Source organism: Deltaproteobacteria bacterium, assembly GCA_020848745.1.
Taxonomy (GTDB): domain Bacteria; phylum Desulfobacterota; class Binatia; order UTPRO1; family UTPRO1; genus UTPRO1.
The window spans coordinates 1-23,760 of record JADLHM010000103.1 but is presented as its reverse complement, the minus strand read 5'-3'; the positions used below and the strand labels follow the sequence as shown (position 1 = coordinate 23,760).

Genomic DNA, 23,760 nt, shown 5'->3' with positions numbered 1-23,760 from the left:
GGGACGGCCGACGTGGCGCTCGCGATCGGCGCCGAGAAGATGAACATTCCCGACAAGGCGAAGGCCTTCGCGATCTTCGAGGGCGGCTGGGACGTGTCGCGGGCCGAGGAGAACTACGCCACGCTGGTCAGGATGGGCGAAGGCGTCACGCCGCCGCCGGGCTCCGAGTCGGACCGGCCCTATAGCAGGTTCATGGCGGTCTACGCGGCGTTCTGTCGCTGGCACATGCGGACCTACGGCACGACGCAGCGGCAGATCGCCGCGGTATGCGCCAAGAACCACCAGCACTCGGTCCACAATCCGTTCTCGCAGTTCCGCAAGCCCTTCACGATCGACGAAGTGCTGGCCGCCCCGCCGATCACCTACCCGATCACGCTGCCGATGTGCGCCCCGCTTTCGGACGGCGCGGCCGCGGCGATTCTCTGCACCGAGGAAGGGCTGCGGCGCATCGGAGCGGATCGTCGCCGCTCGATCCGGATCGCCGCGAGCGTAGTGCGCAGCTTCACGCATCGCGACCTCGACGAGCCGGAAAAGCACATCAGCCGGCTGGCGGCCCAGCAGGCCTACGAGGCGGCGGGGCTCGGGCCGGAGGACATGGACGTGGCCGAAGTGCACGACGCTTCCGCGATGGGCGAGATCCTGCAGGCCGAGAACCTGGGCTTCGCGCCGCTCGGCGGCGGCGGCCCGGCGGCCGAGCGCGGCGATTTCGCGCTCGGCGGGCGCATCCCGATCAACCCGTCCGGCGGCCTGGAGTCGAAGGGTCACCCGCTCGGCGCCACCGGCATCGGCCAGCTCTTCGAGCTCGTCACGCAGCTGCGTGGCGAGGCCGGCGGCCGGCAGGTGCCCGGAGCCCGGCACGCCATCCAGGAAAACGGCGGCGGCCTGCAGGGCATCGAGGAAGCTGCCGTCGCGGTCCATGTCCTGAGCCGCTGACCATCTGTGCTCGTGTGCGACGCGGTCACTGCCGCCGGCGGCGCGTTCGGTTCCCTGGTGCGAGCGCGCGAGCGGCGTCAGGCGGCGTTCGGCCCCCGAGCGACTCAGAGCTCGTCGGCGAACGCGACCCCGAAGGTCCGGCAGCACGTCTTGATGTCGTGCACCGTCTTGAGCTCGAGCACGCGCGCGGCGAGTTGCCCGGCGCGGGCCAGGGTGATCGACCGGACGACCTTCTTGATCGCGAGGATCTCGCCCGGCGTGACGCTGAGGCTCCGGACGCCGAGTCCGAGCAGCAACTCGGTGTAGGCCGCGTTGCCCGCCATTTCGCCACAGACCGAGAGCTTCTTGCCGGCGGTGCGCGCCGCCGTTACGACGGCGTGGATCGTGCGCACGACCGCCGGATGCAGCGGTTCGTGGTACGCGATCATGTCCTCGCTGGTCCGATCGGCGCTCAGCACGTACTGGACGAGGTCGTTCGTGCCGACGCTCAGGAAATCCGCCTCCTCCGCCAGATCACCCGCGACGATCGCCGCCGCGGCCGTCTCGATCATCACGCCGACGGGAAGGTTCGCGTCGAACGGGACGCGCTCGCGCCGCAGCCGGTCCTTCACGTCCTCGAGGATCGTCTTGACCGCGATCACTTCCTCGACGGCGCCGATCATCGGCAGCAACACGCGCACGGGATGCGTCGCGCCGACTCGCAAGATCGCCCCGAGCTGGGCCCGCAACAGGTCGGGATGCCGCAGGAGCAAACGCGTTCCGCGCTGCCCGAGAGCGGGATTGGCCTCGGCCGGCCTCGGGAAATAGGGGAGGGCCTTGTCGCTGCCGAGGTCGAGCGCGCGGATGACCACCGGCCGCGGCCGCATCCGGTCCGCGACGCCGGCGTAGATCCGGTATTGCTCTTCCTCGGTCGGAAACCGGTCGCAGACGAGAAAGTTGAACTCGGTCCGATAGAGCCCGACGCCTTCCGCCTCGAACAACACTGCCGTTTCCGCGTCCGCGATCTTGCCGATGTTCGCCGACAGCTCCACGGTGACGCCGTCCGCCGTCACGGCCGGCACGTCGCGCATCTCGTCGAGACTGTCGCGGTACGCCGCGAACGCCGCCTGCAGCCGCGCGTACTCCCGGCGCACCTCGGGCGACGGATTGACGTGGACGGTGCCTGCCGAGCCGTCCACGATCAGCACGTCACCCGTCTTGACCCGGCTGGCGACACCTTTGACCCCGATGACTCCCGGAATGCCGAGCGAGCGCGTGAGGATGGACGCGTGCGAGGTGCGCCCCCCGCCTTCGGTGACGATGCCGCGCACCGCGTGCAGGTTCATGCGCGCCGTCGCGGACGGCAGCAACTCGCCCGTCACGATGATGGCGCCTTCCGGCAGGTGATGCAGATGCTCGCAACGGTGGGTCAGCAGGCGTTCGAGGACGCGCCGGCCGACGTCGCGCACGTCCGCCGCGCGCTCGCGCAGGTACGCGTCGTCGAGCGCCGCGAAGCTCGCCGACAGCTGCTCGACCACGTCGGCGACCGCTGCCTCCACGTTGATGCGCTCGCGCGCGCAGCGTTCCGCGACCCGGCTCGCGAACGTCGGGTCTCGCAACAGCAGGACGTCGGCCTCGAAGACGCGCGCCTCCTCCGCGCCGATCCGTTTTCGGAGGTCCGCGTGGACACCGCGCAGGCAGACTTCGGCTTCGTCCAACGCGGCGGCGAATCGGGCGAGCTCGGCGGCGACCGCGCCCTCGTCGATCGTTCGCCGTGGGATGGTCAGGGGGCTCGCGTCGTCGATCACGTACGCCGTGCCCTCGACGACCCCGCGTGAGACCGTGATGCCCCTCAGCATGGCGGAGGCCGCGATTCGGCACGGTCGTCGTAGTACTCTTCCGTGTGGATCGGGCAGAGGCCCTTCCTGCGAACGAGGTCGCGCACGTCGCGGATCATCGCGGCGTTGCCGCAGAGGAAGACGTCGAGATTCCCGACCGTCGTGATACTCGCGTCGACGAGCGACGACACGCGGCCGACGGCTCCGCGCCAATCGCTCGCGGGGCGTGACAACGTCGTGACGAACGAGAAACGCGGCAGCCGCGATCGCAGATGTTCCAGCTCGTCCTGATAGTACAGGTCGCGTTGACTGCGGAGCCCCCACAGCAGCGTGACCGCGCGCGCCGAGCCGCTCTCGGCGAGCGACCACAACATCGAGCGGAGCGGCGCGATGCCCGTGCCGGTCGCGACGAACAGGAGATCCCGCGTCCCGTCGCGCAGCGTGAAGCTGCCGACCGGTCCTTTGAACGTGGTGAGGTCGCCCTCCCGCAACGCGAAGAGATACTCGGAGCCGGGTCCCGCGGGTACGCGATTGAGCAGCAGCTCGATCAGGTGCGGTCGGCTCGGCGGCGACGCGATCGAATAGGCCCTCGTCGAGGAGAAGCCGCCCTCCCGCTCGATCTCGAACGACACGAACTGCCCCGGCGCGAAGCCGATCGCGGCCGGCTCGAGCAGCGCGAGCTCGATCTCGCGAACGTCGTGCGTCAGAGACCGAATGCGCGACACGTGCGCTCTGAACGTCTGCACCCCACGTGAGGATGACACACGGCCGGCGGTCGTGCACGTGGGGGTCGTCGGACCTGGCGGGCGGCAGGGCTTCGGCGGCGACGGCGCCGTCACTTCTTCTTGGCGGCGTCCTCGTATTCCGCGACGAGCCTCGCTCGTGCCGCCGTCTCGCGCTCGCGGAGCTCGTAGAAGCGCGGCACGCGCTTCGCGACGAAGGCATTGCCACCTTCCTTGCCCTCGGGCGTGTCGAACCAGTCAGGATAGAAGTTGCTGGAGATGACGCCGAGCTCGGCGTACCCGTCCATCTCCTGGTCGAAGGCGGCCTTCAGCACTTCGAGGCAGCCCGGGCTCGCGAGGAAGAGCTCGTTGCACCACTGGTCGACCTCGGCCTCCAGCCGCTCGGGCGGGACGACGCGGTTCACGAGCCCCATCTCGAGCGCTTCGAGCGCGGGGTAGCGGCGGCAGAGCATCCACATCTCGCGCGCCTTCTTGTGGCCGACGACCTTGGTGAGGAAGGGCACGAAGTAGCCGTCGGCCGGGCTCGACACGCGCGGGCCGGCCTGGCCGAAGATCGCGTTGTCGGCGGCGATCGTGAAATCGCAGACGTAGGCCATGTGATTGTGACCGCCGAGGCAGTAGCCCTGCACCTGCGCGATCACGGGCTTGCGCGAGAGGCGGATCAGGCGGTTGTGCGGATAGCGGTTGTAGAACGCCTCGCGCAGCCCCCAGCGCTCCCACGCGACGTCGCCGCCGGCGCCGAAGTGCTTGCCGGCGCCCGCGATCACCAGGACGCCGATCGTCGGATCGTGATTCGCGTCGTAGAAGGCGCGGAACATCTCGTCGACCGTGTGGAGCGTCATCGTGTTGAGCTTGTCGGGCTTGTTGATCGTGATGCGGGCGACGCCGCCTTGGAGCTCGGTGTGATGCTTCTTCTCGTAGACGATCTCGTCGAAGACGAGGCCTTCGCTCTCCACCCGCGACCAGGCGCCGAAGCTCATAGGGATCCGACCACCTTTCCCGCCTCCGCGAGGAGGCGCGCCAGCCCGGAACGGTCGAGCGCGGTGAGGCCCGCGGGCGGCGTCACGATGCCGAGGAGGGTCGACCAGACGGGGCAGGCGTACACCGTCACGCCGTCCGCGACGGCCGCGGCGAGGAGCGCTTTCGGGTCGAGCTGCCGTCCCTCGCCCTTGGCGAGGAGCGGCAGGCCGAGCTCCTTGGCGCCGCGATCGGCGAGGCCGAGACGCATCGCTTGCCCGGCGAGCTCGCGCGGCCAGCCGAAGGTCCCGCCCGCGACGGCCGCGAGCGCCTCGCCCGTGACGACGACGCCGACCGCGCGGCCGGCCCGGCGCGCGTCGCGGGCGACGACGAGCGTGCCGATGAGCGAGCTCGCGACCGCGTCGCGTACGACGAACAGGCAATCCATTGGTTTCCCCTTGAGCGTTCCGGCGTCAGCGGCGGGATCACGCGCCTGCGGCGGGGCGAGGAGCGAGCTCCGGAAACGGCTTGCACGTGATCGTCGGCACTGCGCCGGATCGTAGTAGCGGTCATCGCAGGGCGCAATACGCCGCACCGCTCGGAGCCGGCGGACGGCGAGGCCATGTCGCCTCCGCTTGCCGTCCGATTTGCAACATGTTCTATTCCGTCCGCCCGCCGCTCGGTCCACGGCGTGCGACCGCTCGCATGAAGCCGCCCGTGTTCGACTACGCCGCGCCGGTGTCTCTGGCGGAGGCGACCGACCTGCTGGTTCGCCACGAAGGCGATGCGAAGGTCCTCTCCGGCGGGCAGAGCCTGGTGCCGCTGCTCAACATGCGGCTCGCGCGGCCGGCGATCCTGGTCGATCTCGCGCGCATCCCGGACCTCGACTGGGTACGCGCCGACGACGAGACCGTGGCGATCGGCGCGATGACGCGGCAGCGGACCGTCGAGCTCTCGCGCGAAGTGCAGGCCCGTCATCCGCTGCTGCACGCCGGGTTGCAGCTCATCGCGCATCCGCAGAATCGCAACCAGGGCACCGTCGGCGGCTCGCTGGCGCACGCCGACCCGGCAGCGGAGCTGCCGGCGCTGGCGCTGGCGCTCGACGCGACGTTCGACGCCGTCGGGCCGGGCGGCGCGCGATCGGTCGCCGCGGCGGACTTCTTCCTCACGTATCTCACGACGGCGCTCGCGCCCACCGAGATCCTGACCGCGGTCCGCTTTCCCACGCTGGCGCGCCGGACGGGCTGGTCGATCATCGAAGTGGCGCGTCGCCACGGCGACTTCGCGCTCGCCGGCGTGGTGGCGAGCGTCGGGCTCGCGACGGACGGGGCGATCGACCGCGCGCGCCTCGTGCTCTTCGGCGTCGGAGCGACGCCGGTGCGCGCCGCGGCGGCGGAGGGGCTGCTCGTGGGCCAACGCGCGGAGGCGGCGGTCTTCGCGCGCGCCGGCGCGCGGGCGGCGGGCGACCTCGAAGAGCCGCTCACGGACGTGCACGCGAGCGCCGACTACCGCCGCGACCTCGCGCGGGTCCTCGTGGGGCGCGCGCTCGCCGAGGCGGCGGCGCGGGCGCGCGCGGCGTGACCAGGGGGCGACGAACGACGTGAGCACCACCCGACGCATCAGCATGACGGTGAACGGCGAGCGCCACGAGGCGGACGTCGAGCCGCGCACGACGCTCGTCGACTTCCTGCGCGGCACCCTCGGCCTCACCGGCACCCACGTCGGCTGCGAGCACGGCGTGTGCGGGGCGTGCACCGTCCTCTGGAACGGCAAGGCGGTGCGCTCGTGCATCATGCTCGCCGTCCAGGCGGACGGCGCGGAGCTGAAGACGGTCGAGGGCCTCGCCGACGGCCCGACGCTGCACCCGATCCAGCGGGCCTTCCTCGAGAAGCACGGCCTCCAGTGCGGCTTCTGTACGCCCGGGTTCATGATCTCCGTCTACGAGCTTCTCAGCCGCACGAGCACGCCGACCGACGAGGAGATCACGGACACGCTCGGCGGGCACATCTGCCGTTGCACGGGCTACCAGAGCATCGTCGAGGCCGTGCACGTCGCCGTCGAAAAGATGCGGACGAAATGAGCGAGCGCGACACCGGCATTCCGACGAGCGTCGCGGAGCTTCCGAACAGCGAGCCGCGCTACGTCGGCCGACCGATCGACCGCTTGGAGGATCCCGCGCTCCTGACCGGCCGGACGCAGTTCATCGACGACCTCGTGCTGCCGCGCATGCTCCACTGCGCCATTCTGCGGAGCCCGCACGCGCACGCGACGATCGTCTCCGTCGACACGAGCGAGGCGGAGAAGCTCCCGGGCGTCGTCGCGGTCGTCACCGGCGAGGACGCGAAGCGCTGGTCGAATCCCGTCATGACCGTGCCGCCGGGCTGGGGCACCCATTGCCTCGCGACCGACAAGGCGCGGTTCGTCGGAGAGCCCGTCGCGGCGGTGGCGGCCGTCAGCCGTTACGTGGCGGAGGACGCGCTCGAGCTGATCGCGGTCGAGTACGAGCCGCTCCCGGCGGTCGCCGACGCGCGCAAGGCGCTCGACGTCGGAAGCCCGCTCGTGTTCGAGCAGAACGGCGACAACGTGATGCTGCGGAAGCTGTTCACGTGGGGCGACGTCGACGGCGCGTTCGCCGGCGCGACCCATGTCGTGCAGCGCGAGTTCCGCTGGAACCGGCTCGGCGCCAACCCGCTCGAGACCTTCGGGGTCGTGAGCCAATGGGACGAGCTCGAGGGCACGCTCACGTGCCGCGGCAGCTTCCAGGCGCAGCACCACTTCGCGATGGCGCGGGCGATGGTCTTCAACCTCCCGCTCAACAAGGTGCGGTTCATCGCTCATCCGCACGGCGGCAGCTTCGGGGGCAAGGGCGGGGCGCGCGGCACCGACATCACGGCGCTGCTCTCGCGCAAGGCCGGCGGCCGGCCGGTGAAATGGATCGAGGATCGCATGGAGTACCTCGCCGGCGGCGCGAGCCAGGCGTGGGACCGCCACTACGATGCGGCGGTCGCGCTCGACGCCCAGGGCAAGGTGCTCGGATTCCGGGTCCGGCTCCTCGACGACCTCGGCGCGACGGCGGAGGGTTGGGGGGCGGTGAGCGCGGCGAAACCGCTCACCAGCTTCACCGGCTGCTACGCGATTCCCGCGGCGCAGTACGACCTCACGATCGTCGCCACGAACAAGCTTCCGGGAAGTCCGTACCGCGGCATGGGTCCGCCGCCCCACAACTGGGTGCTGGAGCAGCTGATGGATCTGGCGGCGCGCGAGCTCGCGCTCGACCCGGCCGAGATCCGTCGGCGGAACTTCATTCCGCCCGACGCCTTCCCCTACACGATCGCGAGCGGCAATGAGTACGACAGCGGCGACTACGCGGCGGCGCTCGAGACCGCGCTCGCGATGGCCGACTACCCGGCGCTGCGCGCCGAGCAGGCGCGCCTGCGCGCCGAGGGCCGCTATCTCGGCATTGGCCTCGTGAACACGATCGAGCCCGGGGTCTTCGACTGGAACGCCTACGCGATCGTGGGCCAGCCCGGCACCGGCGTGCCCGAAGGCGCGACCGTCGGCATCGACCTCTTCGGCAAGCTCACGATCAAGGTCGGGTTCGCCCTCGAAGGGCAAGGGCAGTACACGGTCGCGGCGCAGGTGCTGGCCGATTGGTTCAAGGTTGACATCGCCGACGTCCGGGTCATCGCGCTCGACACGCTGGCGGCGCCACCGCACTTCGGGCCGGGCGGAAGCCGCCTCGGGGTGGCGATCACGGGCGCCGTGCTCGGTGCGGCGCGGCGGCTCACCGACAAGCTCGTCGCGGTCGCGGCGGGACTCTTCCGGACGACGCCCGAGCACGTCGAGCTTCGCGACGGGCGGATCGGCGTGAAGGGCATGCCCGAGGCGTCGATGCCGTTCCAGGAAGTCGCGCAGACGATGCTCGCGCGCAGCGACCTCTTGCCGCCGGGGGTCGACCCGAATCCCGAGGCGACCTACGTCTGGACCGCGCCCGGAAGGACGCCCGCCGACGATCAGGGCCGCGCCAAGAGCTACCTCACGGCCGCGAACGCGTGTCACCTCGTGCTGGTCGAGGTGGACGTCGAGACCGCCCAGGTCCACATCAGGAAGTACTGGATCGCGGACGACTGCGGCACGCGCCTCAATCCGGCGAACGTCGAGGGTCAGACCCAGGGCGGCGTCGCGCAGGGCGTGGGCGCGGCGCTCCTCGAGGAGGCGGTGTACGACGAGGACGGGCAGCTGCGCACGTCGACGTTCATGGACTACCTCCTGCCGACGATCTACGAGGTCCCGATGACGGAGAAGCGCGCGCTCTGCACGCCGTCACCGTTCACGCCGCTCGGCGCCAAGGGCTGCGGCGAGGGCGCGATGCACACGACGCCGGCCGCCATTCTCTGCGCCATCAACGACGCGCTCGTGCCGCTCGGCCTCGAGCTCCGCGAGGTGCCGGCGAGCCCGCAACGCCTCTGGACCCTCCTGCAGCAGGGGAAGGCGGCGCGACGCTAGCGGATCGCCTTCAGCTCGACGTCGATCTGCAGGATCGCGTGCGGGGGCACGCGTCCGGGAACGCCCTCGGCGCCGTAGCCGAGCGCGGGCGGGACGTGGAGGGTGCGCTTGCCGCCGACCTTCATCGTCGAGACGCCTTCCTCGAGGCCCTTCAGCGCCTGGTTCTTGCCGAGCGTGAACTCGAAGGTGCGGCCGCCGTTCTTGCCCTCGATCGTCTTGCCGTCGGCGGTGATCGCGTAGAGGACCACGACGGTCTGCCCGTTCTTCGGCGTGGCGCCCTCGCCGGCACTGGTCTCGACGTACTCGAGCCCGCTCTTGGTCGTCACCATCGATCCGGCGGGCGAAGCGGACGGCGCCGGATCCGCCGCCGGCGTCGGTGTCGGGGTGAGCGCGAGGAGCGCCGCGAGAGCGAGCGCCGTCGAGATCGGTGTACGCATGCGAGAACCTCGTCGTGGGGAGTGTCGAAGCGGCCGCACGCTAGCCACGGGGCACGGGGCGGTCAAGGTAGGCGGCGGGCGGGGCGGCTCGACGACGAGACCCGGACCGGGCTAAGAAGCAGCGCCGCATCCCATTCGAATCCCGCGCGAAGGAGACCAGCGTGAGCACAACGGCGACCGACCATTTCGTGGCCCTCTCGGAGTGCCACTTCATGAACGACCATTCGATGCACGAGATGAGCTACTATCCGGGGTTCACGCGCTGGTGGCAGAGCATCGACGGCGTGATCCGGGCGTGGGCGAACCGCGACCTGGCGGGCGGAGCGGCCATGCCGCCGGCGCGGGCGCACGCGCTCATCGAATGGATGGACAAGGCCGGGGTCGACGTCTGCTTCGCGCTCCGCGAGTCGATGATGGACGTCGCGGGGTACGCTACCTGCATGTCCACCAACGGCTTCATCCTGGAGGAGATCGCCCCGTATCCCGACCGCATGTACCTCGAGTGCAACGTCGGTCCGATCATGCGGCGGGGCGTGAAGAACGCCATCTGGGAGCTCGAGTACCTCGTGAAGGAGCGCGGCGCGAAACTCTGCAAGGTGTACGCGCCCGAGGACGGACCGCTCAACGACCGCCAGCTCTGGCCGTTCTACGAGAAGGCGTGCGAGCTCGACGTCGCGCTCACGATCCACATGGGCATGGCCTACGTCTGCCCGCAGCCGACGAAGTACACGCTGCCGCTCCTTCTCGACGAGGTCTGCCTCGACTTTCCCGAGCTCAAGGTCATCGCGTACCACATGGGCTGGCCCTACCACGAGGAAATGATGGGCTATGCCGGGAAGCACAGGAACCTGTACCTGAGCCTTTCCGGCATTATCGGGTGGCTGCAGCGCGCCCCGTACCGCGGCTACCACATGATCGGCCAGGCGCTGCAATGGGTGAGCCCGGACAAGATCGTGATGGGGCTCGACCTCGCCTTCGACGACATGCCGCGCGTGGTCGATTGGGTGCGGAATCTCCAGATGCCCGAGGAGCTCCAGGAGAAGTGGGGCTACCCGGAGATCACCGAGGACATGCGGGCGAAGTTCCTCGGCCTCAATCTCGCCAAGCTCGCCAAGATCGAGCCGACGAAGCGGGTGAAGAAGAAGGGGTGAGCGGGTGACACTCTCCGAGCGCACGGCACTCTCCGGGTGCGCCGGGGCGGACCCTCTCCGGGGACCCGGCGAGCAAGGGCGGCGGCTCGGAGCGCTCCGCGCCGCCATGGCCGAGCACGGCATCGCGGCGTATCTCGTGCCGCGCGCCGACGAGCACCAGAACGAGTACGTCCCGGCATCCGAGGAGCGTTTGCGCTGGATCAGCGGCTTCAGCGGCAGCGCCGGGCTCGCCGTGATCGGCCGCGCCCACGCCGCGGTCTTCGTCGACGGCCGTTACGTCCTCCAGGTCCGGCAGCAGAGCGACGCAGCGTTCTGGGAGCATCGCCACGTCATCGAGACGCCCTTCCTCGACTGGGTGAAGCAGCATCTCGCGGCGGGCGACCGCGTCGGCTTCGACCCGCGGCTCCACACCGTCGGCGAGGTGAAGCGGCACCGGACGGCGCTCGCCGGTCCCGGCGTCGAGCTCGTGGCGATCCAGCCGAACCTCGTCGATCGCTGCTGGGCGGACCGGCCGCCACCGCCGCGGAGCCCGGTCGTGCTCCATCCGCTCGCGGTGGCGGGCGAGACGTCCGCCGCCAAGCGCGTGCGCATGGCGGCGGAGCTCGCGAAGGCGGGGCTCGACGCGCTCGTCGTCTCCGCGTCCGACAGTCTCGCCTGGCTCTTCAACGTGCGGGGCGCCGACGTGCCGATGACGCCGTTCGTGCTCGGCTACGCCATCCTGCGGGCCGACGCGGCGGCGACGCTCTTCGTCGACCCGGCGAAGGTCGGGGTCGAGGTGCGCGCCGCGCTCGAGTGCGACGGCGGCGGGGCGGTCGCGATCGCGGCGCCGGCGGACCTCGAGGAGGCGCTCGCGGTGTGCGGCGGCAAGAAGGTGCGGCTCGACGCCGGCACGGGCAACGTGTTCCTCCACGACCGGCTCGAAGCCGCCGGGGCGGCGGTCGACGTCGGGGCCGACCCGTGCCAGGCGGCGAAGGCACGGAAGAACGCGGTCGAGATCGAGGGCATGCGGCGCGCGCACCATCGCGACGGCGTCGCGCTCGTGCGGTTCTTCGCCTGGCTCGACGCGGCTTCGCGGGTCGGCGAGTCGGAGTGGACGCTCGCCGAGGTGCTGGGCGCGCTGCGCGCGCGCGGCGCGCGCTACCGGGGCCCGAGCTTCGACACGATATCGGCGCTCGGCGGCAACGCGGCGCAGCCGCACTATCGCGTCGCCGCCGACCAGGCGCGCGTCGTCGCCGCCGACGACCTCTATCTCGTCGACAGCGGCGGTCAGTACCTCGACGGGACGACCGACGTGACGCGGGTCGTGATGCTGGGAGCCCCGACCGCCGAGATGCGGCGCCGCTACACCGAGGTGCTGCGCGGGATGATCGCCGTGAGCCGGGCGCGCTTCCCGTTCGGCACGACCGGCGCGCAGCTCGACCCGCTGGCGCGGCAGTTCCTCTGGGCGAGCGGCGTCGACTTCGATCACGGCACCGGCCACGGCGTCGGCAGCTATCTCTCGGTCCACGAGGGGCCGCAGAGCATCTCCAAGCGGTCGACCGAGGTGAAGCTCGAGCCCGGCATGGTCCTGTCTGTCGAGCCCGGCTACTACAAGCCAGATGCCTTCGGCATCCGCATCGAGAACCTCGTCGTCGTCATCGAGGCGGAGCCGCAGCCCGAAGGCGCGGAGCTCCGGACGCTCGCGTTCGAGACGCTGACGGTGGCGCCGCTCGAGCGCCGCCTGATCGACGTCGCCGCGCTCGGGCCGCAGGAACGCGCGTGGGTCGACGACTACCACGCCGCCGTGCTGGCGGCGTTGACGCCCGACCTCGACGCGGCCGACGCTGCCTGGCTCGCGCGCGCGGCCGCTCCACTCGGACGATGAGCGCGGCGGCGTCCTTCCGCGCGAGCGACGCGATGCTGCACGAGGAGGCGATCGCCGCCGCCGGCTGCGACGACTTCGGCGACCCGTCGTATCGCGAGGCCTTCGGGCGCATCCTCGACGCCTACGATCGGGAAGCGCGCTTCCACGACACGGGCCGGGCGGCGGCGCGCGCGCATCTCGTCGGGCTCCTCGCCACGCGGCTCCGCTCGGAGGCGGGGCTGAAGGCCCCGGGAGTCGCGGCGGCCGCCGACGCCATCCGGCGGCCGATCGTGGTGCTCGGCCTCGTGCGCACCGGCAGCACCGCGCTCCACCATCTGCTCGCCCAGGATCCGGCGGTGCAGGTGCTGGAGTACTGGCTCGCGGCGCGCCCGCGCCGGCGGCCGCTGCTCGCCGGCTGGGGTGCCGATCCCGCCTTCCGCGCCGCCGGCGCCGAGATCGAAGCCATGTACGCGTTCGATCCGGGCCTGCGGAAGATCCATCTGATGATGCCGGATCTGGCGGAGGAGTGCCGCCACTTCCTCGCGCAGAGCTTCACCGACGATTCCTTCGAGGTGAACGCGACGGTGCCGTCGTACGTCGCCTGGTACGAGAACGGGCGGCACCTCGAGACCTATCGCCGCCATCGGCGTCTGCTCGGGCTCGTCGGCGGCGACGATCCGCGGCGCTGGGTGCTGAAGTATCCCGTGCACCTGAAGCACCTGGATGCGCTCCTCACCGCCCATCCCGATGCCTGCATCGTGCAGACCCACCGCGACCCGGCGCAGGTGATGGCGTCATACGTGGAGCTGATCGCCGGCTTCCGCGCCATCTACGAGCGCGACATCGACCGCGCCGCGATCGCGAGCGAGCAGCTCGAGGTGTGGGCGGCCGCCGCGGAGCGCGCGATGGCGACGCGCGCACGCCACGACCCGGCGCAGTTCCACGACGTGTTCTTCCGCGACTTCGTGGCGGACCCGATCGCCTCGGTGCGAGCGATCTACGACCGGTTCGGGATGGAGCTCTCGGTGGAGGCCGAGGCGCGCATGCGGGCATGGCAGGAGGGCGATCCTGACGGAGCGTATGCCGCGCCGCGGCGGATCGACGACGGGCTCGATCTCCCGCCGGCGCGCGTGCGCGAGCGCTTCGCCGCGTACATCGGACACTTCGATCTCGGGGGCGACGCGCCGACGCCGGCGCGCTGAGCCTCGGTGCGCACCGGCTCCATCGCAGGTGTGGCATGCCCCGCGGGACGCACATGAGCCTACGGCGGACACGCGGCGCCCGCGAGACGGAGCTGCTGGCGACGGCGCGGCGGCTCCTGCCGAGCGGGGTGCGGAGCCCCTCGGGCCGCCCCGAGGATGCGATGGTGGTCGCGAGCGCGCACGGGGCCCGGTTCGTCGATACGAGCGGCAACGAGTACGTCGACTACCTGCTCGGCTCGGGGCCGCTGTTCCTCGGGCACGCGCATCCGGCGGTGGTCGCGGCGGTCGCCGAACAGCTCGAGCGCGGCACGAGCTACCTCCTCGTGAGCGAGCCGGCGATCCGGCTCGCCGCGGCGCTCGTCGAGCTCGTGCCGTGCGCCGAGGCGGTGACGTTCCACAGCACGGGCTCGGAAGCGACCTACTACGCGCTCCGGCTGGCGCGTGCCTTTCGTGGCCGCGACGTGATCCTGAAGTTCGAGGGCGCCTATCACGGGATGCACGACGCGGCCTTGATGAGCACCCAGTGGACGCACGCGCCCGCGCCGTTCCCCGCCGCGGTGCCCGGCTCGCGGGGCATCCCGGCGAGCACGGCCGCCGACGTGCTCGTCGCGCCGTTCAACGACATCGCGACGGCGAGCGCCATCATCGAGCGCCACCACGACCGGATCGCCGCGGTGATCGTGGAGCCGCTGCAACGCACGATCGCGCCGCGCCCGGGATTCCTGGCCGAACTCCGGCGGATCACGGCGCACTACGGCATCGTCCTGGTCTTCGACGAGGTCGTGACGGGCTTCCGGCTCGGCCTCGGCGGCGCGCAGAGCCGCTACGGCGTGACCCCCGATCTCTGCGCGCTCGGGAAGAGCATCTCCGGCGGCCATCCGCTCGGCGTCGTCTGCGGCCGGCGCGAGATCCTGGCGCTCGCCGACCCGGAGCGGCGGACGACCGGCGACGGCGTGCTGCTCACCGGCACCTACAGCGGCAATCCGGTCTCGGCGGCGGCGGCGCTCGCCTGCATCGCCGAGCTCCGCCGCCCCGGGATCTATCCGGATCTCGAGGCGACCGGACGGCGCCTCATGAGCGCCTTGCAGGGCATGTGCGACGACGCGGGGATCCCCGCGCACGTTCAGGGCGAGCCGGCGGTCTTCCAGCCGTGGTTCGCGGCCGCGCCCGTCGTCGATCATCGGAGCGCCCTCGCGGCCAACCACGCGCGCGCCGCCGCGTTCACCGCGCATCTGCTCGAGGCCGGCGTCGTCAAGGCGCACGAGAAGTTCTTCCTGTCGACGGCGCACGGCGACGAGGAGATCGCGTGGACGCTCGCGGCGTTCGGCGAGGCGGTGGAACGGCTGCGCCACGGGTGAGTGGCGCAACGACGAGGGCGTCTGGCATGTAGGAGGCCGCGCATGTGCCCCCTGCGACGTCGGCTGTTCCTGCTCGCCGCCGCGGCGTTGCTGCCGCTCGCGCTGGTCGACGCTGCCGTGTGGCGCTCGGCGCTGTTTTTCGGCGGCGGGTTCCCGGCGTCGATCGTGATCGGCGTGATCGCGGCCTCGGTCGTGGGACGGAGCATCGCGGCACGGCCGCGGCGCGGGGGCGCCGCGGGGCGCGACGTGCTCGTCGTCGAGGACGACGACGACGCCCGCGAAGCGCTCTGCGAGCTCCTGACGCTCGCGGGGCATCGCGTGCGGTCGGCGGCGGACGGCGTCGCGGGGCTCGCCGCGCTCGTGGACGCGCCACCCGACGTGGCGCTCGTCGACGTCGGCCTGCCCGGGATCGACGGCTACGAGGTCGCGCGCCGCGCCCGCGCCGCCGGTGCCGCCGCCCGCACGAAGCTCGTGGCGCTCACCGGCTACGGGCTTCCCGAGGACCAGGCGCGTGCCATCGAGGCGGGCTTCCACGCCCACCTGGTGAAACCCGTCAGCCTGGACGCGCTCGCCAAGCTCCTGGCGGAGTGACCCCACGTGCGCGGGTAGTGGGTCAGTTCGATGGGGGGCGACGTCGGGACGCGAGCCGAGGCATCCGGCGAGGAGTCGGCCCGATCAGCGCGCCCGCTGTTCGAGCGAGCGGAGCGAGCGAGTTCGGGCGCGCCGGGCCGGCGACGAAGACGGATCGGCTTCGTCCCGCGTCGCCCCCCATCGAACTGACCCACTACCCGTGCGCGCGGGTCGGTGGCACGCGCACGAGTGATCGGCTATGTCGGCTCGCCATGGCGACGTCCCTTTCCGATCGCGCCTGCATCGTCGGCATCGGCGAGACCGCGTATTGTCGCGCGCCGGGCTCCGGGAAGACGCAGCTCGGGATCCAGCTCGAAGCTTCCCTCGCGGCGCTCGCCGACGCCGGCCTCTCGCCGCGCCAGCTCGACGGCGTCATGCCGTTTCCGAACCTCGGAAGCGCCGAGGAGCTCGCCGCCAATCTCGGCATCGCGAGCCTGCGCTTCGCGACCACCGTGCACATGGGCGGGGCCGCGCCGGTGGCGTCGCTGCAGGTCGCGGCCGCCGCGGTCGTGAGCGGCGTCGCGGACTACGTGCTCCTGCCGGCGGGGTGGAACGGCTACTCGGGACGACGGGCCCGCGAGACGGTCGCGATGGACGTGTCGTCGCTGCCGGGGGGCGCGATCGCGCGCGACTACTACATGCCCTACGGCCTGACCGCGCCGCCGCAGTGGTACGCGCTGATCGCGCGTCGCCACATGCACGAGTTCGGGACGCAGCCCGAGCAGCTCGGCGCGATCGCGATCGCCATGCGCAAGCACGCGCAGCTGAACCCGGGCGCCGTGATGAAGGACAAGCCGCTCACCATGGAGGCCTATCTCGCGTCGCCGATGATCACGGCGCCGTATCGCCTCTTCGACTGCTGTCTCGAGACCGACGGCGCGGCGGCCGTGGTCGTCACGACCAAGGAGCGAGCCCGCGACCTCCGCCGGCGTCCGGTGTCCATCCTCGGGGTCGCGGCGGCGCAGCCCTATCCCGCCGACGAGATCACCAACCGGAAGGACCTGTTCGAGACCGGCCTCACGATCGCGGCGCCGCGCGCGTTCGCCATGGCCGGGATCACGCCGGCCGACGTCGACTTCGCCGAGATTTACGACTGCTTCACCTTCGAGGTCTTGCAGCAGATCGAGGAGACCGGGTTCTGCGGCCGCGGCGAGGGCGGCGCCTTCGTCGAGGGCGGCACGATCGAGCTCGGCGGCGCGCTTCCCGTGAACACCCACGGCGGGCTGCTTTCCGAAGCGCACGTGCTCGGCATGAGCCACGTCACGGAGGCGGTGCGGCAGCTCCGCGGCGACGGCGGCGAGCGTCAGGTCGCGGATGCCGAGCTCGGTGTCGTGACCGGCTGGGGCGATTTCGGCGACGGCTCGATCGCCATTCTCCGCCGCGCATGACGAGGACCGACCGATGAGCGAGCCTGCCGCAACGCCGCGACCGCTGCCCGCCCTGCAGGGCCTGACAGGAGAATTCTACGCCTGGTGCGCGCAGGGCGAGTTGCGCTTCCAGCGTTGCGACGCGTGCGGTGCCTGGCGCCACGTGCCGCGCGAGATCTGCGCCGCGTGCGGTGGCGCCGCCTGGTCATGGACGCGCTCGAGCGGCCGCGGCCGCATCTTCACCTGGACGGTCGCGGCGCGCGCGATGCACCCCGGCTTCGCGGCCGACGCTCCGTACGCGCCGGTCGTCGTCGAGATGGAGGAGGGCGTCCGGCTCGTGAGCCTCATGGTCGACTGCCCGCCCGACGCGCTCGCGATCGACATGCCGGTCGAGGTCGTGTTCGTGGCGGCCTCCCCCGAGGTGACGCTCCCGAAGTTCCGCCGCGCTTGAGCGCGCGCCACCGCTGCCACCGTTCGCCTGAAAGGACTCCGAATGAAGAGGACGCCGCCGACGCTGCCGCCGACGATGCTCTACGAGAAGCGCGACCGCATCGCGATCGTCACCATCAACCGTCCCGAGGCGATGAACGCGTTCACCGCCGACATGCTGCGCGGCATGGACGCCGCCTTCGCCGACTTCAACGCCGACCCGGATCTCTGGGTCGCGATCCTCGCCGCCGCGGGCGAGAAATCGTTCTGCGCCGGCATGGACCTGAAGGAAGCCATCCCGGCGATGGCCGAGGGCGACGACCTCGGCTACGGCGACCACACCAAGCGGCCCTTCTCGGACGTCTTCAAGCCCATCATCGCCGCGGTGAACGGCTTCTGCATCGCCGGCGGCCTCGAGTTCCTGCAGGGTACCGACCTCCGCATCGCCGCCGAGCACGCGACCTTCGGACTCGGGGAAGTGCGCTGGGGCATCATCCCGACCGGCGGCTCGCACATCCGGCTGCCGCGCCAGATCCCGTGGGCGGTGGCGATGGAGCTGTTGCTGATGGGACGGCCGATCGACGCCAAGCGCGCCTACGACGTCGGCCTGGTCAACGCCGTCGTGCCGGCCGCCGAGGTGTTGCCGACTGCGGTCAAATGGGCAGAGACCATCTGCAAGAACGGCCCGCTCGCGGTGAAGACCGCGAAGGAGATCGCGGTGCGCGCGCTCGGCCTCGAGTCGGGCTTCGTGCTCGAGAAGGCGCTCGGCGCCCGCGTCTTCGCCTCCGCCGACGCGGCGGAGGGCCCGAAGGCGTTCGCCGAGAAGCGCCCCCCGAAGTTCACCGGGCGCTGACTGGATGCGTGTTCAGTCGGGTTTTCGAAGCGCCCGCTCCAGGCGTTCCAGGTCGAGCAGGTCTTGCGGTCGCGCCACGGTGCGTTTGTTGATCACCAGATCGTCGGCGCCCAAGACGGAAATGGGCACCCCTCCGTAGGTCGTGCGCAGCGCTCTCGAGAACGAATCTTCGAAGCGCAGGCCATCAACGGTGGTGATGACGTCGATCCGATTGGGCGCAACACCCATCTGAAAGATCGTTCCTTCCGAGGAAAAATCAGTCTCGCTCAGCCCCTGCAATGGAGCGCCAAAGGCTGCCAACGCCCGGAGCACCCGCTTGGCATTGATAGCGCTCGGACGAACCCAAAGGTCCAGATCCTTTGTGTAGCGAGGCTCCGTAAAAACCATCACCGCATGGGCGCCAACGACCAGGTACTCAACGGCGGCGTCGTTGAAGCTTGCAAACAGATCTTTGAAGTCTGGGTTCGTCGCCATCTTTTCCTTGCCAATTACGCGCTTCCAGAACCATCTGCCAGGCGGCGTCCAAGATGCGTTCGGGCCCAGCGCTGCGCCAAAATTGGCGATCGAACTCGCCGTCGTCTGGCTGGCCGCCGCGCAACATCCGAGTCACGATCTTTCGGGCGGTCATCTGCTCTTCTTCGTACCATGAAATCGGCTGCGATGTGCCACGTTTTCAGCTCTGGGTCCTCGCGAAATCTCCTGTGAAAGTGGTCAACCGCGGATCGCGGCGGCGAAGCGTTCGAGCTCGCCCGGGATGTCCGGTCCGGCGGGCTGGTAGGCGATCTCGGTCGCGCCCATCGACTCCAGCATCGCCACGCGATCCCGCCAGCCGGCAGCATCGAGGGCGAGCCCGTTTTGCGCCAGCAGCTCGGCGGTCACGAACGGCCGGTCGCGCTCGTTGACCTCGATCAGGTGGCGGTCGTGGAGGGCGAGGTGGCGCGCCTTCGCCGGAACGTCGGCGTACGCCGCCGCCCAGGCCGCGCCGTTCGGCAGCAGGTCGAGGCGACCGTTCTCCATGGCGAAGTGAAAGAGGACGGGCGCGGCGTGGCCGGCGGCTGCCAGCACGCGCTCGGCGCCCGGCGTTTCGCCGTCGCGGAGCACGGTGCCGAAGGTCAATACGATGCTGCGCGCGAACCCCGGGATGGGCATCGGCGCGCCGAAGGCGCCGTCGCCGTGCTGCTTGGCGGCGGCAATGCCCTTGGGTCCCGCGGCGGCGATGACGATCGGGACGCGGATCGGCCGGGGCGCGCCGTACTCCGCGGGGTGCAGCATCTGGAGGAGGCCGCCGTCCCACTCGACCTGCTCGCCGGCGAGGAGCGCGCGCAGCGTCCGGACGTAGGCGACGACGTCGGTCCACTTCATCGGGCGCTGCCCGAGCGTGAAACGCCCGGTGAAGCCGGAGCCGATCGCGATCGCGACGCGCGCTTCGCCCGCGATGCCGACCAGGGTCGCGATCGCCGCCGCGTTCACCATGGGATGACGGAGGCTCGGGACCAGGACTCCGGGCCCGAGGCCGATCCGGGTGGTGCGCTCGGCGGCGCGGCAGAGTTGCGCCCAGACGTCGGAATAGAGGGCGGGAGAGTCGTAGAACCAGGCGTGCGCGTAGCCGAGCTCCTCGGCAATGCGGGCGTGCTCGTGGCTCCGTTCGGAGGTGGCGAAGGCGCAGGAGAGCGTGATCGACATGCCGGCTGCGCTAGCACGGTCACGGCGGCATGCCCATCCGGCCGGCGCGGGAGGATGCCGATCCCGGACGTAGGCCGCGCGGGCGGCCGACCTCGGCGCGGGCGGCGATCCGCGCTTGCGCGGCGGGAGGCGCTCGACGCATGGTCGTCGCGCATGCATCCCGCGTCCGCGCTCGCGCTCGCCGCCCTCGCCGCCGTGCTCGCCTCCCGCGCGGACGCGCAGGAGGCGGTCGCGCTCGCCACGGTGCGGACGCCGCTCGCGCTCGGCGCGGCGGTCGGGCTCCTCGAGGATCGCGCGGGGACCTGGACGATCGCGGACGTCGCGTCGCCGGCGTTCGCGGATCGTTTCACGCCGAGCCCGGGCGACGGGTTCAACGCCGGCCTCACGCGTTCCGCGTGGTGGCTCAGGGTGCGCCTGCGGGCCCCGGAGGCGTCGGGCGTAGCGTCGCACGCCGAGCGCTGGCTCGTCGAGCTGCCGTGGGCGGTCGTCGACCACATCGATCGCTGGGCGCCCGACGGCGCCGGCGGCTTCGTCGTCGCGAGCGCCGGGGAACGCGTGCCGTTTGCGGCGTGGGAGATCGCGCACCGCACGCCGGTCTTCAGCCTGCCGACCCGGGCGGGCGAGACGACGACGTACTACCTGCGCGTGGCGGGCGACGACACGATGCTGCTCTCGCCGGTGCTCTGGTCGGGAAGCGCCTTCGCCGCGGCGCAAACGACCGAGAGCCTCGGTTACGGCTTCTACTACGGCGCGCTCTCGGCGCTCGTGCTCTACAACTTGATCCAGTTCTTCGCGATCCGCGACGCGGTCTACCTGCTGTACGTCGCCACGATCACCGGCTTCGCCTTCTACCAGCTCTGCCTCGACGGTTTCGCCTATCAGTACCTCTGGCCGGGCTCGCCGGCGTGGGCGCTGCGCTCGCTGCACTTCTTCGCGGGCGTCTCGGGGGTGGCGTCGGGCCTCTTCTCGCGGCGCTTCCTGGTCACCTGGCGCTACCTGCCGACCCTCGACCGCTGGCTGCGCCGGGTCGCGTGGCCGCTCACGGCGGTGCTCGCGCTCTGCTTCGCGGTCAGCATCCCGGCCATGATCCGCGTCGTCGGGGTCGTCATCGTGTCGATCGCGCTCACGTTCCTCCCGGCGGCGGTCGTGGCTTGGCGCCGCGGGTATCGGGCGGCGCGCTTCTATCTGCTCGCGTGGGGCGGCATCGGGCTCGCGGTCGTCGTGCACACGGCGCGCGGTTTCGGACTCGTGCCCGGCACCTGGGTCGCGACGCACGCCATGCAGCTCGGCGTCTTCTCGACGGCGCTCACCCTGGCCCTCGTCCTCGCCGACCGCGTGCAGCTCCTGCAGGGCGCGCTCGCCGAGAGCCTCGGAGAAAAGGAGCGGCTGCTCCGCGAGCTCGAGCGGCGCTCGGCGGAGGTCGAGGCGGCGAACCGGCACAAGTCGGAGTTCCTGGCGCACATGTCGCACGAGCTGCGGACGCCGCTGAACGCCGTCATCGGATTCTCGCGCGTGCTGCTCCGCCGCGTGTTCGGCGGGCTCAGCGAGAAGCAGGCCGAGTACCTGGAGGACATCCACGGTTCGGGGCAACATCTCCTGTCGCTGATCGACGACATCCTGGATCTGTCGCGCATCGAGGCGGGCCGGCTCGAGCTCGAGCCCGCGCCGTTCGATGTGCGGACGGCAATCGAGCAGTCGCTGCTGCTCGTGCGCGAGCGCGCTGCGCGCGGGGAGATCCGGCTCGCGACCGACGTCGACGCGGGGATCGGGGAATGGATCGGCGACGCGCGAAGAGTGCGCCAGATCCTCATCAACCTGCTCGCGAACGCCGTGAAGTTCACGCCCGCGGGGGGGACGGTCACCGTGCGCGCGACCCGGGAGGCGGGCGCCGTGGTGATCGCGGTCAGCGACGACGGCATCGGGATCGCTCCGCAGGACCGGGCGCGGGTGTTCGAGCCTTTCCAGCAGGCGGGAACGCGCGAAGGCCGGCGGGAAGGGACCGGCCTCGGACTCGCGCTGGTACAGCGCCTGGTGGAGTTGCACGGCGGGCGCATCACGCTGGCGAGCGCCGTCGGTGGCGGCAGCACGTTCACGTTCACGCTCCCGGCGCCGGCGCGCGAGGCGTTGTCCGGCGGGCGCGAGGATGCTCTGGTGCAACGATGGCGCACGAGCGGATCCTGATCGTCGAGGACAACGCCCTGAACCTGAAGCTCCTGCGCGACGTACTGCGGGTCGAGGGCTACCAGACGGTCGAGGCGACGACCGCCGAGCGCGGCCTCGAGCTCGCGTGGACCGGATCCACACCGGCCTTGATCCTCATGGACGTCCACCTGCCGGGAATGGACGGTGTGGCGGCGCTGCGGGCGCTCCGGGCGGATGGCCGTACCGCCGCGACGCCGGTCGTCGCGGTGACCGCGTCCGCCATGCCGCTCGAGCGCGCGGCGATCGTCGGCGCCGGCTTCGACGGATGCTTCGTGAAGCCCCTCGACATCGACCAGATCCTCGACGAGGTCCGCGCCGTGCTCGACCGGACGCAGGGAGAGCGGTCGTGACCGACGGCGCACCGTCGCGGCGCATTCTGGTCGTCGACGACGACCCGCGAAACGCGAAGCTTCTCGCCGACCTCCTGCGCGCCGAGGGCCACGAGGTCGCGACCGCGGCGTCCGGCGAGGAGGCGCTCGCGCGCGAGCCTCCGGACCTCATGCTCCTCGACGTCGTGATGCCGGGCATGAGCGGCTACCAGGTCTGCCGCGCGCTCCGTGCCGAGGCCCGGACCGCGACGCTCCCGATCGTCATGGTGACGGCGGTCGATCCGCGCGCGGAGCGGGTGCGCGGCATCGAGGCCGGCGCCGACGACTTTCTTTCGAAGCCGGTCGATCCTGACGAGCTCCTGGCGCGCGTGCGCTCGCTGCTCCGCATCCGGACGCTGCACGAACGCGTGGAGCGGCAGGCCGCGGAGCTCGCCGGGCTGAACGCGGGTCTCGAGGCGCAGGTGCGGGCGCAGGTCGACGAGCTGGCGCGCCTGGCACGGCTGAAGCGCTTCTTCGCGCCGGCGGTCGCCGAGCGCCTCGTCGCGGCCGACGCCGTCGACCCGCTCCGGGCGCACCGCGCCGAGGTGACCGTGCTCGCCGCGGCGCTCCGCGGCTTCACCGCGTTTGCCGAGAGCGCCGAGCCCGAGGAGCTGATGGCGGTGCTGCGCGACTACCATGGGGCGATGGGGGCGCTCGTGGACGGCTCCGGCGGCACGCTGGAGCGCTTCAGCGGCGACGCCATGACGGTCCTCTTCAACGACCCGGTTCCCGTCCCGGACGCCGCCCGGCGCGCCGTCGACCTCGCCCTCGCCATGCGCGCGACCTCCACGGACGCGCTCGCGACGCGCTGGCGGGCGCGCGGCTACGACCTCGACTTCGTGGTCGGCGTCGCGATCGGCTACGCGACGATCGGCACGATCGGCTTCGCGAGCCGCCTCGACTACGGCGTCGTGGGCATCGTCACCGAGCTCGCCGCTGCGCTCGCGGCGACGGCGAGCCCGGGGCAGGTGCTCGTCACGCGGCGCGTACTGGCCGAGCTCGGGGTGAGCGCCCGGTCGGTCGGCACGCTCGTGCTTCCCGGGTTCTTGCGCCCGATCGAGGCCTTCGACGCGGGCGGGAGTGGCGAGGCTCCGGAGCACCGCGGCGCGCTCGAACCGGTCACTGCGGACGTCGAGGCGCCGAACGTCTTCCGCTGCGAGGGCGACGTGTGGGCGATCGCATATCAGGGCAGGGACTTCCGGGTACGCGGTACGCGCGGTTTCGTCTATCTGGCGGCGCTCCTCGGGCAGCCGGGGCAGCGCATCCCGGCGCACGAGCTCG

General features: G+C 71.4%; 22 protein-coding genes. 15 read left to right on the top strand and 7 right to left on the bottom strand.

Annotation, left to right across the window (positions count from 1 at the left end; all coding sequences use genetic code 11):
- Positions 1-933 (top strand): thiolase family protein (locus tag IT293_15720; protein ID MCC6766106.1); only part of this gene is annotated, 933 nt, incomplete at its 5' end.
- A gap of 104 nt (positions 934-1,037) precedes the next feature.
- Here IT293_15720 and ptsP read toward each other — a convergent pair.
- The 4 genes from ptsP to IT293_15700 form a co-directional block, all read right to left on the bottom strand.
- The gene (gene ptsP / locus IT293_15715) at positions 1,038-2,771 is read right to left on the bottom strand and encodes a phosphoenolpyruvate--protein phosphotransferase (GenBank protein MCC6766105.1); all 1,734 of its coding nucleotides are present in this window, start codon (positions 2,769-2,771) and stop codon (positions 1,038-1,040) included.
- A complete protein-coding gene (locus IT293_15710) occupies positions 2,765-3,475 on the bottom strand; it encodes a hypothetical protein (GenBank protein MCC6766104.1) in 711 nt (236 codons plus the stop codon). The genes ptsP and IT293_15710 overlap by 7 nt, the downstream gene beginning before the upstream one ends.
- 110 nt (positions 3,476-3,585) lie before the next feature.
- Entirely contained in the window at positions 3,586-4,473 is an 888-nt protein-coding gene (locus IT293_15705; GenBank protein ID MCC6766103.1) for an enoyl-CoA hydratase/isomerase family protein, read from the bottom strand.
- Complete coding sequence (locus IT293_15700; GenBank protein ID MCC6766102.1) at positions 4,470-4,898, bottom strand: hypothetical protein; 429 nt, start codon at positions 4,896-4,898, stop codon at positions 4,470-4,472. The genes IT293_15705 and IT293_15700 overlap by 4 nt, the downstream gene beginning before the upstream one ends.
- 257 nt (positions 4,899-5,155) lie before the next feature.
- On the opposite strand from IT293_15700, the gene IT293_15695 reads away from it, so the two are divergent.
- From IT293_15695 to IT293_15685, 3 genes are read left to right on the top strand one after another with little or no spacing between them, the layout of a single operon-like run.
- On the top strand, positions 5,156-6,031 hold the full coding sequence (locus tag IT293_15695; GenBank protein ID MCC6766101.1) for an FAD binding domain-containing protein: 876 nt from the start codon (positions 5,156-5,158) through the stop codon (positions 6,029-6,031).
- 43 nt (positions 6,032-6,074) lie between these two features.
- Positions 6,075-6,530 (top strand): (2Fe-2S)-binding protein, encoded by a 456-nt coding sequence (locus IT293_15690; protein MCC6766100.1) that lies wholly within the window; start codon positions 6,075-6,077, stop codon positions 6,528-6,530.
- Complete coding sequence (locus IT293_15685) at positions 6,527-8,956, top strand: xanthine dehydrogenase family protein molybdopterin-binding subunit (GenBank protein MCC6766099.1); 2,430 nt, start codon at positions 6,527-6,529, stop codon at positions 8,954-8,956. The genes IT293_15690 and IT293_15685 overlap by 4 nt, the downstream gene beginning before the upstream one ends.
- Here IT293_15685 and IT293_15680 read toward each other — a convergent pair.
- Positions 8,953-9,393: an FKBP-type peptidyl-prolyl cis-trans isomerase gene (locus IT293_15680; protein MCC6766098.1), complete on the bottom strand. Its 441-nt coding sequence runs from the start codon at positions 9,391-9,393 to the stop codon at positions 8,953-8,955. The genes IT293_15685 and IT293_15680 overlap by 4 nt on opposite strands.
- A 161-nt stretch (positions 9,394-9,554) precedes the next feature.
- Between IT293_15680 and IT293_15675 the strand changes: the two genes are divergently transcribed.
- The 8 genes from IT293_15675 to IT293_15640 all read left to right on the top strand — a co-directional run bounded on the left by IT293_15675 (position 9,555) and on the right by IT293_15640 (position 18,226).
- Positions 9,555-10,544 (top strand): amidohydrolase family protein, encoded by a 990-nt coding sequence (locus IT293_15675; GenBank protein ID MCC6766097.1) that lies wholly within the window; start codon positions 9,555-9,557, stop codon positions 10,542-10,544.
- Positions 10,545-10,650: 106 nt separating this feature from the next.
- Positions 10,651-12,408, top strand: a complete 1,758-nt coding sequence (locus tag IT293_15670; GenBank protein ID MCC6766096.1) for an aminopeptidase P family protein — start codon at positions 10,651-10,653, stop codon at positions 12,406-12,408.
- On the top strand, positions 12,405-13,589 hold the full coding sequence (locus IT293_15665) for a sulfotransferase (GenBank protein MCC6766095.1): 1,185 nt from the start codon (positions 12,405-12,407) through the stop codon (positions 13,587-13,589). The genes IT293_15670 and IT293_15665 overlap by 4 nt, the downstream gene beginning before the upstream one ends.
- A 53-nt stretch (positions 13,590-13,642) precedes the next feature.
- Entirely contained in the window at positions 13,643-14,947 is a 1,305-nt protein-coding gene (locus IT293_15660; GenBank protein MCC6766094.1) for an aminotransferase class III-fold pyridoxal phosphate-dependent enzyme, read from the top strand.
- Between the two features lie 42 nt (positions 14,948-14,989).
- Positions 14,990-15,538 carry a response regulator gene (locus tag IT293_15655; protein MCC6766093.1) on the top strand — a complete coding sequence of 183 codons (549 nt, stop codon included), beginning with the start codon at positions 14,990-14,992 and terminating at the stop codon, positions 15,536-15,538.
- 251 nt (positions 15,539-15,789) lie between these two features.
- Positions 15,790-16,965: a transporter gene (locus IT293_15650; GenBank protein ID MCC6766092.1), complete on the top strand. Its 1,176-nt coding sequence runs from the start codon at positions 15,790-15,792 to the stop codon at positions 16,963-16,965.
- Between the two features lie 13 nt (positions 16,966-16,978).
- The gene (locus IT293_15645) at positions 16,979-17,395 is read left to right on the top strand and encodes an OB-fold domain-containing protein (protein ID MCC6766091.1); all 417 of its coding nucleotides are present in this window, start codon (positions 16,979-16,981) and stop codon (positions 17,393-17,395) included.
- A 42-nt stretch (positions 17,396-17,437) separates the two neighbouring features.
- A complete protein-coding gene (locus IT293_15640) occupies positions 17,438-18,226 on the top strand; it encodes an enoyl-CoA hydratase/isomerase family protein (protein ID MCC6766090.1) in 789 nt (262 codons plus the stop codon).
- A 12-nt stretch (positions 18,227-18,238) separates the two neighbouring features.
- Here the strand turns inward: IT293_15640 and IT293_15635 are convergent, their stop codons facing one another.
- Complete coding sequence (locus IT293_15635; protein ID MCC6766089.1) at positions 18,239-18,700, bottom strand: nucleotidyltransferase; 462 nt, start codon at positions 18,698-18,700, stop codon at positions 18,239-18,241.
- A 237-nt stretch (positions 18,701-18,937) separates the two neighbouring features.
- A complete protein-coding gene (locus tag IT293_15630) occupies positions 18,938-19,903 on the bottom strand; it encodes an LLM class flavin-dependent oxidoreductase (GenBank protein ID MCC6766088.1) in 966 nt (321 codons plus the stop codon).
- 159 nt (positions 19,904-20,062) lie between these two features.
- Between IT293_15630 and IT293_15625 the strand changes: the two genes are divergently transcribed.
- The 3 genes from IT293_15625 to IT293_15615 form a co-directional block, all read left to right on the top strand.
- The gene (locus IT293_15625; protein ID MCC6766087.1) at positions 20,063-22,090 is read left to right on the top strand and encodes a sensor histidine kinase; all 2,028 of its coding nucleotides are present in this window, start codon (positions 20,063-20,065) and stop codon (positions 22,088-22,090) included.
- A complete protein-coding gene (locus IT293_15620) occupies positions 22,069-22,461 on the top strand; it encodes a response regulator (GenBank protein ID MCC6766086.1) in 393 nt (130 codons plus the stop codon). The genes IT293_15625 and IT293_15620 overlap by 22 nt, the downstream gene beginning before the upstream one ends.
- On the top strand, positions 22,377-23,760 hold a 1,384-nt coding region (locus tag IT293_15615; protein MCC6766085.1), incomplete at its 3' end, for a response regulator. The genes IT293_15620 and IT293_15615, both read left to right, overlap by 85 nt.

Excerpts from the sequence above, each read along its gene's own strand:
- ptsP (MCC6766105.1), bottom strand. The coding sequence starts at position 2,771 with ATGCTGAGGGGCATCACGGTCTCACGCGGGGTCGTCGAGGGCACGGCG.
- IT293_15705 (MCC6766103.1), bottom strand. The coding sequence starts at position 4,473 with ATGAGCTTCGGCGCCTGGTCGCGGGTGGAGAGCGAAGGCCTCGTCTTC.
- IT293_15700 (MCC6766102.1), bottom strand. The coding sequence starts at position 4,898 with ATGGATTGCCTGTTCGTCGTACGCGACGCGGTCGCGAGCTCGCTCATC.
- IT293_15695 (MCC6766101.1), top strand. The coding sequence starts at position 5,156 with ATGAAGCCGCCCGTGTTCGACTACGCCGCGCCGGTGTCTCTGGCGGAG.
- IT293_15690 (MCC6766100.1), top strand. The coding sequence starts at position 6,075 with ATGACGGTGAACGGCGAGCGCCACGAGGCGGACGTCGAGCCGCGCACG.
- IT293_15685 (MCC6766099.1), top strand. The coding sequence starts at position 6,527 with ATGAGCGAGCGCGACACCGGCATTCCGACGAGCGTCGCGGAGCTTCCG.
- IT293_15680 (MCC6766098.1), bottom strand. The coding sequence starts at position 9,393 with ATGCGTACACCGATCTCGACGGCGCTCGCTCTCGCGGCGCTCCTCGCG.
- IT293_15670 (MCC6766096.1), top strand. The coding sequence starts at position 10,651 with ATGGCCGAGCACGGCATCGCGGCGTATCTCGTGCCGCGCGCCGACGAG.
- IT293_15665 (MCC6766095.1), top strand. The coding sequence starts at position 12,405 with ATGAGCGCGGCGGCGTCCTTCCGCGCGAGCGACGCGATGCTGCACGAG.
- IT293_15660 (MCC6766094.1), top strand. The coding sequence starts at position 13,643 with ATGAGCCTACGGCGGACACGCGGCGCCCGCGAGACGGAGCTGCTGGCG.
- IT293_15655 (MCC6766093.1), top strand. The coding sequence starts at position 14,990 with ATGTGCCCCCTGCGACGTCGGCTGTTCCTGCTCGCCGCCGCGGCGTTG.
- IT293_15650 (MCC6766092.1), top strand. The coding sequence starts at position 15,790 with ATGGCGACGTCCCTTTCCGATCGCGCCTGCATCGTCGGCATCGGCGAG.
- IT293_15645 (MCC6766091.1), top strand. The coding sequence starts at position 16,979 with ATGAGCGAGCCTGCCGCAACGCCGCGACCGCTGCCCGCCCTGCAGGGC.
- IT293_15640 (MCC6766090.1), top strand. The coding sequence starts at position 17,438 with ATGAAGAGGACGCCGCCGACGCTGCCGCCGACGATGCTCTACGAGAAG.
- IT293_15635 (MCC6766089.1), bottom strand. The coding sequence starts at position 18,700 with ATGGCGACGAACCCAGACTTCAAAGATCTGTTTGCAAGCTTCAACGAC.
- IT293_15625 (MCC6766087.1), top strand. The coding sequence starts at position 20,063 with ATGCATCCCGCGTCCGCGCTCGCGCTCGCCGCCCTCGCCGCCGTGCTC.
- IT293_15620 (MCC6766086.1), top strand. The coding sequence starts at position 22,069 with ATGGCGCACGAGCGGATCCTGATCGTCGAGGACAACGCCCTGAACCTG.